Origin of the sequence: Flavobacterium olei (genome assembly GCF_039749035.1) — a bacterium.
Lineage (GTDB): Bacteria > Bacteroidota > Bacteroidia > Flavobacteriales > Flavobacteriaceae > Flavobacterium > Flavobacterium olei.
The window spans coordinates 113,921-130,377 of record NZ_JBDKWC010000006.1; the positions used below are offsets into that span (position 1 = coordinate 113,921).

Genomic DNA, 16,457 nt, shown 5'->3' on the forward strand with positions numbered 1-16,457 from the left:
GTGCAGAAATGCTAATTCCGACAGCCATTTGCTGAAATAAATGTCTTTTCAGGAATTAAAAAAACTGATCTTTAATTGTAACATTTTTCAGAATCAGCGTCAAAATATAAAATTAAATTGCAGTTCTTTGTAACTAATTACAAAGCACATTTAAAACTGTTACGTTTTAGGTGCAATAATATTGAAACCGATGAGTTTAGAGTAGTAATCTCATTGCCGATATTTTCGTTATGGACAATAAAAAGTTTATTTTAAGTTTAAAAAAAGGAAATGAAGAAGCCTTCAGACAGGCATATTTCAATTACTATGATAAACTGATAAATATTGCCAGACGATTTAATGATTCTGTTTTTACTCCCGAAGACTTTGTTCAGGAAACTTTCATTCGGTTATATAATAAAAAAGAATTGCTTAACGAAGAGGTTTTATTTGACAAACAGCTCTTTACAATTTGCAAAAACCTCATCCTCAATCATATCAACCGGGAGAATAAAATAATTCAGCTTGATCCTTCTCAGGATGAGGTTGCACAGGAAGAACCCGATTCGGGAATTTTTGAAGAAAGGCAGGAAAAGCTACAAAATTTTATAAACCAGCTTCCGGAGCAGCAACAAAAGATATTTACTTTACACAAACTGGAAAACCTTAGCTATAAGGAGATTGCAGAAATAACGGATCTTTCTGAAAAGACCATTGCCAATCACATTTATCTTGCCAGTAAATTTATTCGAAAAAAAATCGAAAACCATTAGGAACTTTCTAGTTCTCGTTTGTTATATATAAAAACAAGGACTAAAATGCATATTGAAGCTTACAAAACTAATGTCAAAACCAAGAAAGACGCAAGCCTCCTTGTCGCTCTTTTACAATTTGTCATTTCTGACTGTATTATAAATTTTGACCGCGACGGACGTGAAAAAGTCCTGAAAATTGAAACCAACAGAGATGTCAAAGAAGTAGTTTACGGTGTTTTTACCAAACAGGGATTTCATTGTCAAATCATTTAATATCTCAAAATGGATAACGAAAATTTTGATAAGGATTTTGAAAAACTGTGGAATGAAACTCCGCTTTCTCATTCGGATACTGAAAAAGAAAATTCCTGGAAGCAGTTTCATTCTAGAGCTTTTACCAAAAAACGGAAATCGCAACCGTGGCGCTACTATTGTGCATCCGCAGTTTTACTTTTTGTTTTAATTGGAACCGGAATTTATTTTAATGAAAAACCTCTGTCCGAAAACAATTTTGTAGCGGAGAATATAATTGAAAACCGCACCTCCAAAATAAAACATGTCATTTTACCCGATAATTCGAAAGTAGAACTGAGTCCCAATTCTAAGATTTCGTACGGCTCTGATTTTGCTTTAAACAGAAAAATCGAAATTGACGGAACTGCATATTTTAAAGTTAAAAAAGACAAACAGCATCCTTTTCAGGTTTTATGCGATGAAACAACCACAACAGTATTAGGAACTTCTTTTACCGTTAACGAAAGTGAAAACGAGCAAATAACAGTTGAATTATACGAAGGAAGCGTGCAGATGACTGTAAAAGGGAACACCCAAAAATGGATCCTGAAGCCCGGGGAGAAATTTACTTACGGAAACCAAACGGCATCGGTTATCGAATTCAATCGTTTTGTAGATTTTGACAACAAAAAACTGAGTGATGTCAGTCTGTACATTGAAGAAAATTATGGTTATAAAGTCAATATTCCTTTAGAAAACCAGAATCAGAAAATGACAATACGCATCAATAAAAAAGAAGATTTAAAAATAATTGTACAATTAATAGCAGAAATGTATAACCTAAATTTCGAAGTAAATGAAGATTTAAAGCAGATTACTTTTCAATAGAAAAGAAAAAAGGATGTAAGCCGCGAAACTCCACATCCTCCTAACATTCAGGATAACACGAGGTTATTCCATTTAATAATATTCAAAAATACAAAATTTCATGAAGCATATAATTTCAGCATGCTTTTTTTTATTCAGTCTGTGTATGTCTGCCCAAAACGTTGCCGTGATGGTAGATCAGAACCTAACTTTAAAAGACTTTTTTAAACAAATTGAAACTCAAACCGATTACAAATTTGCTTTTACAGATCAGATTAATATCAATCAAAAGTATTTTACCAAAAAAAGTACGTTTAAGCAAATCGAAATTGAGAAGCTTATCTCTGAATTAAACAAAATTTCATCTGTTCAATTTTCTATTGTTGGCAATAATATTTTTGTGAAACAGAAATCGCAATCTCAGAAGACGGGCAAAAAAAAAAGCACGTTAAAAGGACAAGTTTTTGATAATGAAAAACAACCTGTCATTGGTGCAAATGTGTTTATTAAAGAACTGGCAACTGCCGCCGTTACAGATGTTAACGGAAAATATGCTCTCGATATTCCAAACGGCAATTATACGGTTGCCATTAGCTATGTTGGACTCAAAAACCAGGAAAAAAACATTACTGTTTCTGATGATGTAACGATTAATTTCAATATAGATTCCGACAGTCAGCAATTGGGAGAAGTAATTGTAATGAATAATAAAGCGGTGGATGTTAAAGCTACACAAATGAGCGTTAACAAACTTTCGATGCAGGAAATTAAAAAAATCCCTGTTGCCATGGGTGAACCTGACCCCTTAAAATCGATACTTACTTTGCCTGGAGTTACCAACGCTGGAGAGGCTTCTTCAGGATTTAATGTTCGCGGGGGTGCGGCAGATCAGAATTTGATTCTGTTGGACGGAGCACCTGTATATGCCGATTCTCATATGTTTGGTTTTTTCTCCATCTTTAACGCAGATGTAGTGAGTGGTTTAGATCTGTATAAAGGAGGAATTCCGTCCAAATTTGGAGGAAGGGTTTCTTCTGTGTTAGATGTCACACAACAAACCGGAGATTTTAACGAATATAAAGTAAACGGAGGAATCGGAATTATCTCAAGCAGACTTTTAGTACAAGGTCCAATCCAGAAAGATAAAAGTTCGTTTATCCTTTCTGGCAGAACTTCGTATGCGCATTTGTTCCTGAAACTTGCAGATAATACTAACTCTGCCATGTTTTATGATTTGAATGCTAAATTAAACTATCGCTTTGATGCTAATAATACGCTGGCTTTTTCGGGTTACTTCGGAAATGATATCTTTGACATTAACGACCGATTTGCAAGTACTTACGGTAGTACAATGGGAATTTTAAGCTGGAAGCATAAATTCTCCGATCAGCTAAATTCTAATTTATCAGCTTTTTACAGTGATTACAGATTTAATCTTGAAATTCCGATTGAAAGTTTTAAATGGGAAAGCAACATCAGCAGTTATGGACTGAAGTACAACTGGAATTATCAACCGTCTGAAAAGTTTAAAATCAATTACGGAATCGACGGCTTATACTATAATTTCAATCCCGGAGTGGTACAGCCCACAAAATCAGATTCTCAGTTTAATTATACACAGCTGGATAAAAAATATGCACTCGAAACCTCTGCTTTTGTAGATTTTGAAAATCAGATTACAGAAAAACTTACGTTTCGTTATGGTCTTCGATACAGCACATTTTTCCGTTTAGGATCAGAAGAAATCACTACGTATGAAAATGGTCAGTCTGTGGTTTACAATCCGCTTTATAAAATTTATGAAGAAGGAACACCAACCGGAACCGTCGCTTATAAAAAAGGAAGCGCCATTAGTACTTTCAATAATTTTGAGCCAAGGGCAGCTTTATCTTTTGCTTTTAATGACAATACTTCTGTCAAAGCAAGTTACAACAGAATGGCGCAGTACATTCATATTCTGTCGAATACCCAATCGCCACTGCCTATGAGCATCTGGACACCAAGCGGACCGTTTACCAAACCTCAGCTTCTGGATCAGTATGCAATGGGTTATTTTAAAAATTTCCGTGACGGCGATTATTCTCTCGAAACAGAATTATTTTATAAAAAGGTACAAAATCGTATTGATTATATTGACGGGGCTGATGTCCTGGCTAACAATAATATTGAGCAGGTCATTTTAAACGGTAAAGCCCGATCTTACGGACTGGAATTATTATTTAGAAAAAACACCGGAAGATTTACAGGATGGGTTTCGTACACTTTATCGCGTGCCGAACAAAAAACAGCCGGAAGAACAGCAGAAGAACCGGGAATTGCAAACGGTGACTGGTATTTATCGGGATACGATAAACTGCACAATCTAAGTGTTGTAGGAAGTTATGAACTGAATCCGAAATGGTCTTTTAATGGCAATTTTACCTTGCAGTCTGGTCAGCCGGTGACATATCCGAATGGGTATTATGAAATTGGAGGCATTCACGTTCCGAATTATTCTTTGCGAAATGAAAACAGGTTACCGCTTTTCCACCATTTGGATCTTGCGGCAACTTATACGCCAAAACCCGATAAAAAGAAAAGCTGGCAAAGTTACTGGGTGTTTAGTCTTTACAATGTGTACAACAGAAAAAATGCAGCTTCTATGAGTTTTACAACAAATGAAGATACCGGAGCAAATGAAAGCAGGCGACTTTCTATTTTCGGAATTGTACCGGGAGTTTCTTATAATTTTAAATTTTAATGCTATGAATGAATTGAAAAAATATACGATAATGAAAAAAGGACTGGCATTAATAACTCTTCTTTTTGTTTTCTCTTTTACTTCCTGCGAAGATGTTGTCAATCTGGATCTCGAAACCGGCGAAACAAAATTGGTAATCGATGCTGAAATTTTATGGAAGAAAGGAACTGCCGGAAATGAACAAACGATAAAAATTAGCGAAACTGCGTCTTATTACAGTGGCTCCACGCCCAAAGTTTCGGGTGCACAAGTACGCGTTGAAAACAGCAGCGGTGAGGTCTTTACATTTAATGAAACGGAAGCGGGAGTGTATAAATGCACCAATTTTATTCCGGTAATTAATATGGATTATACCTTATTTGTTGATGTTAAAGGACAAAGTTTTACCGCAAAAGAAAAACTGACTTCGGGAAGTGCGATCAATAAAATTGAGCAAAAAATTGTTCCTGATTTTGGCGGGGAAGATATCATCGAACTGACTTTTTATTATAACGATCCGGCCGATCAGACCAATTTTTATGTAACAGATTATCAGTCTTCATTTTTAATTTACCCGCAATATGAAATTACAGATGACGAGTTTTATAACGGAAACGAAATAAGCACCCGATTTTCTAATGAAGATATGAAAGCCGGAGATGTTTTGAATATTACACATCGTGGGGTTTCTAAAAATTACTTTAATTATATGAAATTAATTTTGGAAGCTTCAAGCTCTAATCCGTTTTCTGTACCGCCGGGGAACATCAGAGGAAATATTATAAATACTTCTGACGCCAATAATTTCGCTTTAGGCTATTTCAGACTTTGTGAGACCGATCAGGTTTCTTACACGGTGAAGTAGAAATTACTTTTCTAATAAAATAAATAACCCTTAAATGTAAAAATTTAAGGGTTATTTGCTTTTTGAAGTTATTACTTGTATTCTTTCTCTTTCTGTGCGTACCAATCTTTCATCACATAAAAAGCTTTTTTCTTAATTCCCTGATCTGAAATTAAACCTTTACGATTGAAGAAATCCTGAATGTTTGGCAACTGTCTTCTCGGTGAACGAAAGTCGACTAAAATCCACGGAGAAACTCCCGCCAGACCTTCAATACGATTGAACATTTGCGTATTCTGAACATATAACTCTTCCTGATATTCTTCATTCCAGCGTTCTTTTTTATCGCCGTGCAAGCCTTGTAAAGCTTCGCCGCCAAATTCGCTGATAATGACTGGTTTGTTGTAGGGAATTACCCATTGCATGTCTTTACAGGATTCATTGGTTCCTCTGTACCAGCCCAGATATTGATTAAAACTTACTATATCTACATATTCATTCATATTGTCATGAAGAGTATTAACATTGTTCGGACTTTTAGTAACCTCCATAGCCATACTAATCAGACGCGAATTGTCTTGTGTACGGGCATATTTGGCCAGTTTACTTAAGAAAATATCTCTGTCGTCGCCGTGCGGGGTTTCGTTTGCAATAGACCATATTACAATACCACAACGGTTTTTGTCCCTGTAAATCATGTCGTGCAATTGTCGTTCTGCGTTGGCATAGGTATCGGGATTTGTCCACGAAATCGTCCAGTACACCGGGACTTCAGACCAAATCATCAATCCCATTTTTTCGGCTTCTCTAACGATGTTTTCGTTGTGCGGATAATGTGCGAGACGAACATAATTACAGCCCAATTCTTTTGCCCAGGTTAGTAATGTTTTGGCATCTTCATCAGACCAGGCTCTTCCGGATCGAAAAGGCGCTTCTTCGTGAATACTGATTCCGCGTAAAAAGACTTTTTTTCCGTTTAACAGAATCTCCTTGCCTTTGGTTTCAATGGTTCTGAAACCAATGTGATCAGCAATATTTTCATCGGCCTTGCTAATAGTAATGCCGTATAATTTTGGGTTTTCCGGAGTCCAAAAAACGGGATTGGCTTTCACTTCAAAATATGCCATTCCTTTTGCATCGGTTGTAATGCTCTTTTTAATTTTTAATTCCGGAATAGAAACCGAAACCGACTGATTGGCTGTTTCACTATTCAATTTTATCCAGCCAGAAATTTTGCCTTTTTCTTTTTTGTCCAGCTGAAACAGATAATCTTCCACATATGTATTTGGAACCTGAGCTAAAGTCACGTCTCTTGTAATGCCACCGTAATTCCACCAGTCCATATTTACCGTCGGTACATTGTCTTTATGGCGTTTGTTGTCGACTTTTACCACTACGAAATTATTGCCGTCGACCAGTAAATCGGTTACATCAAAATTGAAAGGCGTGTAACCGCCCACATGACTTCCGGCCATTTTTCCGTTGACGTAGACTTTCGCATCGTAATTGACTGCCCCAAAATGAAGTATTCCTTTGGTTTTACTGTCTTTTTTATAATTAAAGTCTTTCTGAAACCAAACAGTTCCTTCGTAAAAAAACAATCTTTGGTCTTTCGAATTCCAGTCGGACGGAATATCCATCGTAGCTGAGGTTGCGAAATTGTATTCGGTTAAATCTGTGGTGTTCCATTTTTTATTTTCGAAAAATCCGTTGTTTTTAAAAGGCATTAGACGATAATCATAATAACCATTTTCAAGCGGATCAACAATATAACTCCATTTTCCGTTTAAAGTAATGTTATTTCTTGCCGAAATATTGGAAACTAACGGAATTTCCTGCGCCATGGCTTTTCCCATCAACAGAAAAGTACAACACAGCATTATAATTTTTTTCATAGTTTTTATTTTTAATTGATTTGAGTGTTTAGTTCTTAGCCTTTAGTCCTTAGTCCTTAGCACTAAAGACTAAGGACTAAGGACTAAGAACTAAGTACTACTTGTCTTCATTATCAAAATAACGCGTCAGCTCGTAGGCGTTGTCGTTGATGATTTTCATTTCTTTTAATAAAGGCAGATACGGTTCAAAATTACTGTTGACAATTCCTTTGTTGGAATCCCTGTTCGAATAATCGGTGCTTAAATCCTGCGGATCATTATCCATATATTTGAACCAGTGCCAGCCGACAGCATTTTTATTTTTGAGCAATTCTAAAGTGAAATTCTGGTAAAAAAGCCCCCTTTCTTTTTGTGTCCGCACCAGCCAGCCCGCACCTGTATTATTCGGCAAACCAGAATCTTCTCCTTTGGTATACCATTCGGTAATCAAAAACGGTTTTCCCGACCATTTGCCCCAGTTATTCATCAGTTCCTGATCCGGTTCCCATTTTCTGTAATGATTGATGGAAATGATATCCATGTATTTTCCCGCCACTTTAAAAATCTCCGGATTCGTTAGTTCCTGTTCTTTATCCTGATTGAATCGACAGCCCAAATACATATGATTTGGATCTGCTTTGCGAAGTGCTGCTGTTACTTTTTTTATGTACGTTTCAAAGTAAAAAGCGGTAAAAGCCATTCTGTCTTCCTGAGTAATATCCGATACTTTAGCCTCAAATCCTTTTCTTTTATCCAGCCATTCTTTTGCGGCCAGATATCCCTGTTCGTCTTTGGCCAATAAAGTTAAATGTTTATCTAATGCGTCGTTATACCACGGAAGCTCATTATCAGTAAAATAACCCATCAAATACTGATCATTTTTATATTTAGAAACTTCTTTCATCGCCTTGTCGATATAGGCGTCAAATTCTTTGTCAAAAACCATAACCAGATCAAAACGGTAATTCTGCCAGCTTGCTTCTTTATATTTTCCGCCGTATTTTTTAATATGGTCGGAATGATACATGCCCATTGGCGAAACAATCACAGTATAGACTAACGGGCTTTCTGCCTTTCTCACCAAATCTACATTTGACCACGCTCCTACACCGTTAAAACCGTTATCGCGAAGTAATTTTGATTCTTGTTTTACCCAGTTTTCCTTACTTCCATATTTTGCATCAAATGCTTTTTGCTGATTTACAGAACGGCCGGCATTAAAAACGGCCACCCCTTTAAAAAGATACGGATAACCTTCCGGATCTATAATCCACCATCTGTTGTCTACTTTTTGGGTTCTAAAAAATCCTGTCGCCTCTTTTTGCCACATTTTGGAAGCGCCGGTAATCGAACCCGGAGGAGCCAATTTTTTAGTCTTAAATCCGGGAAGTTTATCTATTGTTTTGGCATCATACGCTACCCATTTTGGATCTAAAGCATTTTGTCTGGCTTCGACTTTCATATAAGTAATTTTATTTTGTGCCTGAAGGGTAATCATGCTTATCAAACAGAGCAATATAGAAATGGAATGTTTCATTAAAAATTCATTTTTTTAATTAGTATTGTTTGGAGAATTTGGGGCTTATTTTTTATGTAAAGCTTTGTCAAAGTTTAAAACCTTGACAAAGCTTCTTATCTTTAGTTTTTAGACAAATAGATGTGATCAATATCAAAAATGTAATTATTTAAAGCCCTTACATCTTCCGGATCTACGCTTCTTAAAACCAAAATATCTTTGATTTTAGTAAGGTCTAAAGCCGCATTTTGTTTTTTATAATCGGCAATTGGAATTTTAACCATGTTCCAGCTTCCATCTCTTTTTAGTCCGTACAGATTGCTTGTGGCATCAAATTCAACATAACCGGTATTGGAAGCATCTTTCATTCTGAATCTGATTTTTCCGGTACTGGTGGTTCTTACTGCCAGATTAAGATACGTGTACGACGAAATGTCTGTAAAATTGACAAACTGCAAAATTCCCATTGCCCATTTTGCTTCGGCTGCGGGTGGCGTTGCCGGGAGCGAAAAGTTTCTGTAAGCTCCTTCATATCCGTCAGTGGCAACTTCTTTAATCACAAACTGATTGCTTGAAACCCAGTTTAAAACCGGAGCTGTTTTGGTAAAATCGGGATTTTCAGAATAGATTTTAAGCGCATCTGCCGGAATAACTATGGGTGGAATGGCAGGTGCTTCAACCTCAACGGCAAAGGTTTTCTTTTGCACGGTGTTGTCTACAAAGGTAATTTCTAAAGTGGTAGTAAAGCTTCCGCCTTTAGCGTACTTAACCTCAACATTAGGCTCGATCGAAGCGCCCGGCGATCCGCCCTGAAAAGTCCATTTTACCGCACGCACTTTTGTAGATGCATCGGTGTATGTGATCGTTTCACCGGCTTTTACAGAAGTATTGGTTGAGGTTGCACTAAGCTCTCCTTTTTTATATAAATATACTTCGCGTACATCATCTTCACAGGAAAACAAACCTGCCGCAAATACTAAAATGAGATACTGTACTTTGAATATATGATTTCGTTTTATAGTCATGATTTTGGTGTTTTTTGGTTATTTTTTTTTGAGAGTGTAGAGGGAAGAGAACAGAAGCCAGAGGCAAGAGAAAAGACTTCTTATAGGATCCTGGTTCTTTTTTTTGAGAGTATAAAGGCAAGAGAAAAGAGAAAAGAGAAAAGAGAAAAGAGAAAAGAAGCAAGAGGCAAGAGAAAAGACTTCTTATAGGAGTCTGGTTCTTTTTTGGAGAGTGTAAAGGCAAGAGAAAAGGCTTCTTAGGATCTTTCCTCTTTCTTCTTTCATCTTTCTTCTTTCATCTTTCTTCTTTTTTTGAGAGTATAGAGGTAAGAGTAAAGACTTCTTATAGAATCTTGCTTCTTTTTTGAGAGTGTTGAGGCAAGAGAAAAGACTTCTTAGGATCTTGCTTCTTTCCTCTTTCCTCTTGCTTCTTGCTTCTTTCCTCTTCCTTCTATCTTCTAAACTCTTACTTCAACCCATCTAAAAATCCCTGATACGCCGGTTTTTTATTATAGTCAGCGTCCAGGAGCAACGGATATTCTCTGGAGTGCCAGAAACTCGTCAGCCAGGTATATTTATCGGTCACGCCCCAGGTGGTGATGGCGAATTTTTGGGTCTGAGGTAATTCTTCGTACATCGAAACAATGTATTTATAGGTTTCAGACTGTTTTTGATTTTCGGTTTCATTAAAAACATACGAATCGGATTTTGCAGTATTGACCTTGATGTCCAATTCTGAAATGTGCATTAATAAACCTGTTGAAGCCATATCTGTAAAACCGGTTTTCATGGTTTGTCTGTTGGTATCGGTGGCGTAGTGAAACTGATCTCCCAGACCGTCAATCGGAATTCCGTTGGCTTTGAACCTGGCCACCATTTTTTTAATCGCAGCTCTTTTTCCTCCATCCAGCACCACGCTGTAATCATTGTAGAATAATTTCGCGTCCGGATCTGCTGCTTTTGCATATTTAAAACATCTCCCGTAAAAACCGATTGGATCCTTAAAGGTTGGTTTTATAACATCTTCATTTCTTAGAGCGCCCCCATCTGCAAAAACTTCATTGACAACATCCCAGCTTTTCACTCTGCCTTTGTAACGTCCGACAACATCCGTAATGTAAACTTTGACTTTTGCCTCAAAAGCAATCGAGTCGTATTTGGCATTTTTAAACCAATCCGGAAAGGAGTTGTACCAAATTAAAGTATGACCGTGCACTTCCATATTATTGTCTTTCGCAAAATTTACCAGATAGTCGGCAGCAGTATAATTCGAAGATGTAGAAGAAGTCCAGATACTGGCCATTTTCATTTCAAATTCTCCCGTTATCTGATTGTAATGTTTTAAAACCGCAGTTTTATAATTGACTTCCTGCAAATCTTTCATTTTTACGGCAGCTCCAATTTTAAATTTTGCTTTCTCCTTCAATGTCTGCGTGATAGGATTCGGATTGGTTCCGCCGTCTTCATCTGCCTGAATAAAAACTACTTTTTCGTCGTTGCTGCAGGAAGCAAATAACAAAACGGTTACGAGACCTAAAATATATTTTTTGTTTATCATTTTGTTTTGATTTAATCCGGAAATCAAATTTTACCCTGATTCCCGGATTGGTTAATTACTAACTTTTAACCTTATTTTTTTTTCAACTTATTTGTTAGAAAACACTATTAATAGCCCACATTAAATCCTTCCGGTTTTCCCATTAAATCAATCTGACTTTGCGGAATTGGCATATTCACCATCACAGGAGTCATTTTTAAAGGCACTTCTCCTGCAAGTGTTCCTGACGGACTTGAGCGGAAATACAAATTTTGTCTTTCGACCAGAAGTCCAAGCCTTTTCAGCAAAAACCATCTGTTGTTCTCGAAAGCCAGTTCTCTTGCCGATTCATCTAAATAATTGTTTAATGTCCAGGCTGTCAAATCATAAGTTGTCACCGTACTTTCAGGATTACCGGTATAGCCTCTTCTTCTTACTTTATTCAGATATTGCAGTGCTTTCCCGTCATTTCCTAAATTATGATAGGCTTCAGAAGCCAGTAAATAGGTTTCTGCAAGTCTGTAATACATATAATCTTTATAACTGTTGGATGTCATTGGCAGTTTCTCGGTATCGTGGTATTTTTTCAGACTCCAGTGCCATGCTCTGTAATTTCCGTTTGGTGCTGCAATTGCGGGGTTTGTAATGGGCTGTCCGAATTTTGGATTGGATGGCACATTGATTTTATAATCCAGGTAATTATCAGAATAATAATAAGTTCTGAACCTTAAATCGTTAGTCTGATCGTAAAGTGATTTTAAATAATTATTTGGGTAAAACCAACCTAAAGCCTGACCGCCGTAAGCCACATCCTGAACCAGTTCGCTGGTATTTAATTCGTAAGTTCTGTGTGTAAAAACACTGCTTAACCAGGAACCGCCGCCACCGGCCAGATTATCATCAGGCCCCAATAAAAAGTCTTTCTGATAGGTAAAAAGAGATTCTTTATGATTGGCATTTTGTCCCCAGACATCTGCCAGGGCCACTAAACCATGTGTTCCGTCATTGATAATCGCATCAAATTGTGCTGCTGCTCCTGCCCAGTCCTGCTGCCACAAAGCACTTTTACCGCGAATGTGCCTTGCCACACCTTGTCCGTAACGGCCCGGATCTACTTTAAAAGGAAGATTCGCAATAGCATAATCCAAATCGGCATCGATTAATCGGTAAACATCTGCATCACTCGCGACTTTATATTCTACCGGATCGTTGATGTTTTGTGGAGTTGTCGGAATCGTATCGATTAAAATTCCTCCGTACATTTGTTTGAGATCCAGATACAATTCGCCTCTGATTACTCTCGCCTGTGCTACCAGTCTTTTTTTGGCCGCTTCATCCATTTGAATCGATCTTGCCGATGTAATAATAGCCGAACATCTGTCGATAATTTTATATCCCTGAATCCATTTTGAACCTGTGAAAGACTGTGGATTATGACCTGTCCCGTAAGGTGTATTCCACGTTCTGTGCAAACCCAAATCGGTGGCCACCATAAAGAATACGTTTGCCCACAAATCGCTGTTGTCGCCAGATGGCAGATTGTAATAACGCATCTGGTTGTATAGCGCATTTACACCGACTTCTAAACCGGCCGGAGAGTTGTAGATATAATCTACCGAAACCTGATCTTTTACGGTTTCGTCCAGAAATTCTTCGCAGGAGGTAAGTCCCAGAAAAAGTCCGAACATCAAAACAAATAGAAAATTTATATTTTTCATGATCTTGTGATTTTTATTATTGAATGTCTTAACTGTCTGATTAGAAACCTACCTGCAGACCAATAACACACGTTACAGGTTCAGGATAATCGTAGACTTCCTTTTCCGGACTATAAGACTGGTAATCTGTGATAGTGATTAAATTACTTCCTGTTACATACAGTCTCATATTGCTTAATCCCAAAGATTTAAGGGTATTTTCGGGAAATTTAAATCCGACTGAAACGTTTTGCAAACGAATATAAGAGGCATCCTGCAACCCTAATGTGTTGATGTAAGGCGGATCATTTCCGTCTCTTGGCCTCGGCCAGTTTCCTCCCGGATTTTCAGGTGTCCAGTAATCTTGTCTTATTCCGTTTTTAACACCCCTCAAAGATCCTCCTCGTACATAATCGTATAAAAATGGATTGTCTCTCGTGATTCCCTGCACGGTATAGATATCGGCAGAAAAATCGAATTGTTTGTAATCTAAAGCTAAAGAAAAGGTTCCAAACCAATCCGGCATTTTGGAAGTGATCACTCTGTCCTGATCCGGATTAGGATTGGCTCCATTTGACGGATCTGCATCGTATAATTTGATGTCTCCTGGATACAAAGTAGTTCCGGTAACCAGCGGGATATTTTCGCCTTCCTGATAAATACCGATCGCTTTGTAGCGATAATACACATCAATCGGCTGCCCTATAAACCATAAATTCCCAACTGCATCATCTTCTTTTCCGTCTCCGTTTGCATCTTTTCCATAGATGCTTACAATGCTGTTTTTATTTTTAGTGAAAGTAGCACCCAAATTCAGCCTGAAATCTTTCGTTTTAAACACATCACCATTCAGGGTAACTTCCAGACCTTTGTTGTTTACTTTTCCAATATTGGATAGTTTGGTTGTATAACCGGTATTGGCATTTAAAGTTTCATAAATTAATAAATCCGAAGTATCGGTATCATAAACCTCCACGGTTCCCGTCAGTCTGTTTTTGAACAAACCAAAATCGGCTGCAAGATTTAATTGTGTAGAAGTCTCCCATCTTAAATCCGGATTAGACAATTGCGAACCCGGCACATAACCCGAAACTTTTACGCCGTTTATGATATAATCTCTTTGCGTCGCGGTCGCCATACTCTGATATGGATCTTTCGGCTGGTTTCCGACTTTTCCATAACTGGCTCTCAATTTTAAATTGCTGATTACGGGAAAATGTTCCTTCATAAATGCTTCGTTGGAAACATTCCATGCTGCATTTACTGCCGGGAAAAATCCCCATTTATTATTAGCACCAAATACAGACGATCCATCGGCTCTTCCGGAAACGGTAAAATAATATTTACTGTCAAAATCGTATTCCAGTTTTCCTGCGAAAGAAATCAACGATCTTTCATTTCCTCCAATTAATGGCGTATTTAAGAAAGCACTTTCAAGACCATAAATTCCCAAAATATCACTCGGAATTCTGCTCGCTGAGTTTCTGAAATCATTGTATTCTGATGAAGTAATTTCGTAAACTCCTGTCGCATTAAAGTGATTTTTTTCGGCTAAATTAAAGTTGTAATGTAAAATATTACTCAGCTGATATTCGACATTATCTTTATACTCGATATAGCCGCTTCCCTGGCCAGAGTTTGCAATTCCCGAGAGTGATTTTGAAGTATTAAAAGACATCGCTTTATAATTCCAGGATCTTCGGCTGGCATTTAATTTATAAGTGAAACCCTTTGCCAGATTAATATCTAAAAAGACATTCATGATATCATTTCGGTTCAATTCATTTGTGGTGGTTTCGTAAATATCGATCAGCGGATTTGGTGTTTCCTGAATTCCTCCGGGCAAATAACGGAACGACCCGTCCGGATTATAGATTTGCCCAAGCGGCGAAGTATTGATAGCATTGTTTAAAATATTCCCTACATTGGGACGATTGGATTCTGAGAACTGCAGCGAAACATTCATTCCAATTTTCAGCCAGTCTGCAACTCTTTGATCTACATTGACTCTCATTGCCACTTTATCATAATCGGAATTTGGAACAACTCCTGAAGTATTGATGTAGTTGATACTCGAAAAAATACTCGTTTTATCTGTTCCCGATGAAACACTCAAACTGTGGTTGTTTGTTACGCCAGTTTTTAAAACCAGTTTTTCCCAGTCGATGTATTTTCCGGATTGAACCGATTCTAATTCCAACGGTGTAAAAACCTGATTGTCGGGTCTGTAAACGCCGCCGTTACTGGTTCTGTATGCTTCTCTTTTTAACTGTGCAAATTCTTCACCGCTGTATACATCAAAATTCCTGTTTATTGTCTGAACTCCGGAGAAACCATTATAAGAAATTTTTGCCTTTCCGGTCTTTCCTCTTTTGGTCGTAATCAAGATAACCCCGTTTGATGCTCTCGCGCCATAGATGGATTGCGCAGCGGCATCTTTTAGAATTTCTAAAGAAGCAATATCATTGGCATTGATATCATTGATACTTCCAATCACGATTCCGTCGGCGATTACAATGGGCTCGTTGCTTCCGTTAATCGATTTTTTTCCTCTGATCTGGATTGAAGATGAACTTCCCGGACCACCATCGGCTAAACTTACCTGAACTCCGGCCGCTTTTCCGCGAAGCATTTCCCCAACGTCTGAAGTGGCAACTTTGGTGAGATCGCCCGGTTTTACAGACGCCACAGAACTAATTACGTCGCTTTTCTTTTTGGTGCCGTAACCCACAACGACAATTTCGTCTAATGCCTGTGAACTTTCTTTTAAAACTACTTTTAGGTTTTTCTTATTTTCTGTATCAACCGAAACTTCGTCCATTCCGATAAAAGAAAAAACGAGTGTACTTTTTGGAGCAGTACTAATGGTGAAATTACCGTCAAAATCGGTTTGCGTTCCTTTTGCAGTACCTTTTACATGCACATTTACTCCTGGTAATGGGATTCCTGCATGGTCAACTACTTTTCCTGAAATGGGAGTTTCCTGGGCGTGTATATTTGAATACATGATACACATCAAAAACAATAAAATTAGTCTGAGATAATTCCCTCCAGGAAAGAACATCTGTTCCTGTTTGTTTTTTTTCATAAGTTATTTATTGGTTAGTTAGATAGAAATCAGTTATGATTTTAATGCAAATGTGACCAATAAATGACGCTTGCAGGGGAGAAAAATATTCCCATTTGGGGGCGTAAATGTTTTTTTTACAACTAAAAAAGCCTTATTTCGAGGTATTCGTAATAAAAAACTTAAAAATTATACAACCAGTAAAAAAATTAAATTTATTTGATGATAATTTAATTTAACCGCAAAGCACGCAAAGATTAAAAGCACAAAGTCCGCAAAGCTCTTTTAAATTTTACGTACATTGTCATACTATTTGTATGAAATAAAACATGGAAGATTTTCAAGAAGAACTTAATGAATTAAG

Annotated in this window: 11 protein-coding genes; 5 read left to right on the plus strand and 6 right to left on the minus strand. The window is 37.4% G+C overall.

Going from position 1 to position 16,457, the window contains the following annotated elements; translation table 11 throughout:
* Positions 1-230 precede the first annotated feature (230 nt).
* The 5 genes from ABEB31_RS16485 to ABEB31_RS16505 all read left to right on the plus strand — a co-directional run bounded on the left by ABEB31_RS16485 (position 231) and on the right by ABEB31_RS16505 (position 5,419).
* On the plus strand, positions 231-752 hold the full coding sequence (locus ABEB31_RS16485; RefSeq protein WP_347052750.1) for an RNA polymerase sigma factor: 522 nt from the start codon (positions 231-233) through the stop codon (positions 750-752).
* 45 nt (positions 753-797) lie between these two features.
* On the plus strand, positions 798-1,007 hold the full coding sequence (locus ABEB31_RS16490) for a hypothetical protein (RefSeq protein WP_347052751.1): 210 nt from the start codon (positions 798-800) through the stop codon (positions 1,005-1,007).
* Positions 1,008-1,016: 9 nt separating this feature from the next.
* Positions 1,017-1,856, plus strand: coding sequence for a FecR family protein (locus ABEB31_RS16495; protein WP_347052752.1), 840 nt, complete (start codon positions 1,017-1,019; stop codon positions 1,854-1,856).
* 100 nt (positions 1,857-1,956) lie between these two features.
* A complete protein-coding gene (locus tag ABEB31_RS16500) occupies positions 1,957-4,575 on the plus strand; it encodes a TonB-dependent receptor (protein WP_347052753.1) in 2,619 nt (872 codons plus the stop codon).
* A gap of 4 nt (positions 4,576-4,579) precedes the next feature.
* Entirely contained in the window at positions 4,580-5,419 is an 840-nt protein-coding gene (locus ABEB31_RS16505; RefSeq protein ID WP_347052754.1) for a DUF4249 domain-containing protein, read from the plus strand.
* A gap of 71 nt (positions 5,420-5,490) precedes the next feature.
* On the opposite strand, the gene ABEB31_RS16510 is transcribed toward ABEB31_RS16505, so the two are convergent.
* The 6 genes from ABEB31_RS16510 to ABEB31_RS16535 all read right to left on the minus strand — a co-directional run bounded on the left by ABEB31_RS16510 (position 5,491) and on the right by ABEB31_RS16535 (position 16,114).
* A complete protein-coding gene (locus ABEB31_RS16510; RefSeq protein ID WP_347052755.1) occupies positions 5,491-7,293 on the minus strand; it encodes a glycoside hydrolase family 2 protein in 1,803 nt (600 codons plus the stop codon).
* Between the two features lie 97 nt (positions 7,294-7,390).
* Positions 7,391-8,809 carry a hypothetical protein gene (locus tag ABEB31_RS16515; protein WP_347052756.1) on the minus strand — a complete coding sequence of 473 codons (1,419 nt, stop codon included), beginning with the start codon at positions 8,807-8,809 and terminating at the stop codon, positions 7,391-7,393.
* 101 nt (positions 8,810-8,910) lie between these two features.
* On the minus strand, positions 8,911-9,813 hold the full coding sequence (locus ABEB31_RS16520; protein ID WP_347052757.1) for a hypothetical protein: 903 nt from the start codon (positions 9,811-9,813) through the stop codon (positions 8,911-8,913).
* A 445-nt stretch (positions 9,814-10,258) separates the two neighbouring features.
* Entirely contained in the window at positions 10,259-11,350 is a 1,092-nt protein-coding gene (locus ABEB31_RS16525; protein WP_347052758.1) for an endo-1,4-beta-xylanase, read from the minus strand.
* Between the two features lie 107 nt (positions 11,351-11,457).
* Entirely contained in the window at positions 11,458-13,047 is a 1,590-nt protein-coding gene (locus ABEB31_RS16530; protein ID WP_347052759.1) for a RagB/SusD family nutrient uptake outer membrane protein, read from the minus strand.
* Between the two features lie 40 nt (positions 13,048-13,087).
* Complete coding sequence (locus ABEB31_RS16535; protein ID WP_347052760.1) at positions 13,088-16,114, minus strand: SusC/RagA family TonB-linked outer membrane protein; 3,027 nt, start codon at positions 16,112-16,114, stop codon at positions 13,088-13,090.
* Positions 16,115-16,457 lie beyond the last annotated feature (343 nt).

What these genes read in the sequence shown, in the direction of transcription:
- ABEB31_RS16485 (WP_347052750.1), top strand. Translation starts at nt 231, where the DNA reads ATGGACAATAAAAAGTTTATTTTAAGTTTAAAAAAAGGAAATGAAGAA.
- ABEB31_RS16490 (WP_347052751.1), top strand. Translation starts at nt 798, where the DNA reads ATGCATATTGAAGCTTACAAAACTAATGTCAAAACCAAGAAAGACGCA.
- ABEB31_RS16495 (WP_347052752.1), top strand. Translation starts at nt 1,017, where the DNA reads ATGGATAACGAAAATTTTGATAAGGATTTTGAAAAACTGTGGAATGAA.
- ABEB31_RS16500 (WP_347052753.1), top strand. Translation starts at nt 1,957, where the DNA reads ATGAAGCATATAATTTCAGCATGCTTTTTTTTATTCAGTCTGTGTATG.
- ABEB31_RS16505 (WP_347052754.1), top strand. Translation starts at nt 4,580, where the DNA reads ATGAATGAATTGAAAAAATATACGATAATGAAAAAAGGACTGGCATTA.
- ABEB31_RS16510 (WP_347052755.1), bottom strand. Translation starts at nt 7,293, where the DNA reads ATGAAAAAAATTATAATGCTGTGTTGTACTTTTCTGTTGATGGGAAAA.
- ABEB31_RS16515 (WP_347052756.1), bottom strand. Translation starts at nt 8,809, where the DNA reads ATGAAACATTCCATTTCTATATTGCTCTGTTTGATAAGCATGATTACC.
- ABEB31_RS16520 (WP_347052757.1), bottom strand. Translation starts at nt 9,813, where the DNA reads ATGACTATAAAACGAAATCATATATTCAAAGTACAGTATCTCATTTTA.
- ABEB31_RS16525 (WP_347052758.1), bottom strand. Translation starts at nt 11,350, where the DNA reads ATGATAAACAAAAAATATATTTTAGGTCTCGTAACCGTTTTGTTATTT.
- ABEB31_RS16530 (WP_347052759.1), bottom strand. Translation starts at nt 13,047, where the DNA reads ATGAAAAATATAAATTTTCTATTTGTTTTGATGTTCGGACTTTTTCTG.
- ABEB31_RS16535 (WP_347052760.1), bottom strand. Translation starts at nt 16,114, where the DNA reads ATGAAAAAAAACAAACAGGAACAGATGTTCTTTCCTGGAGGGAATTAT.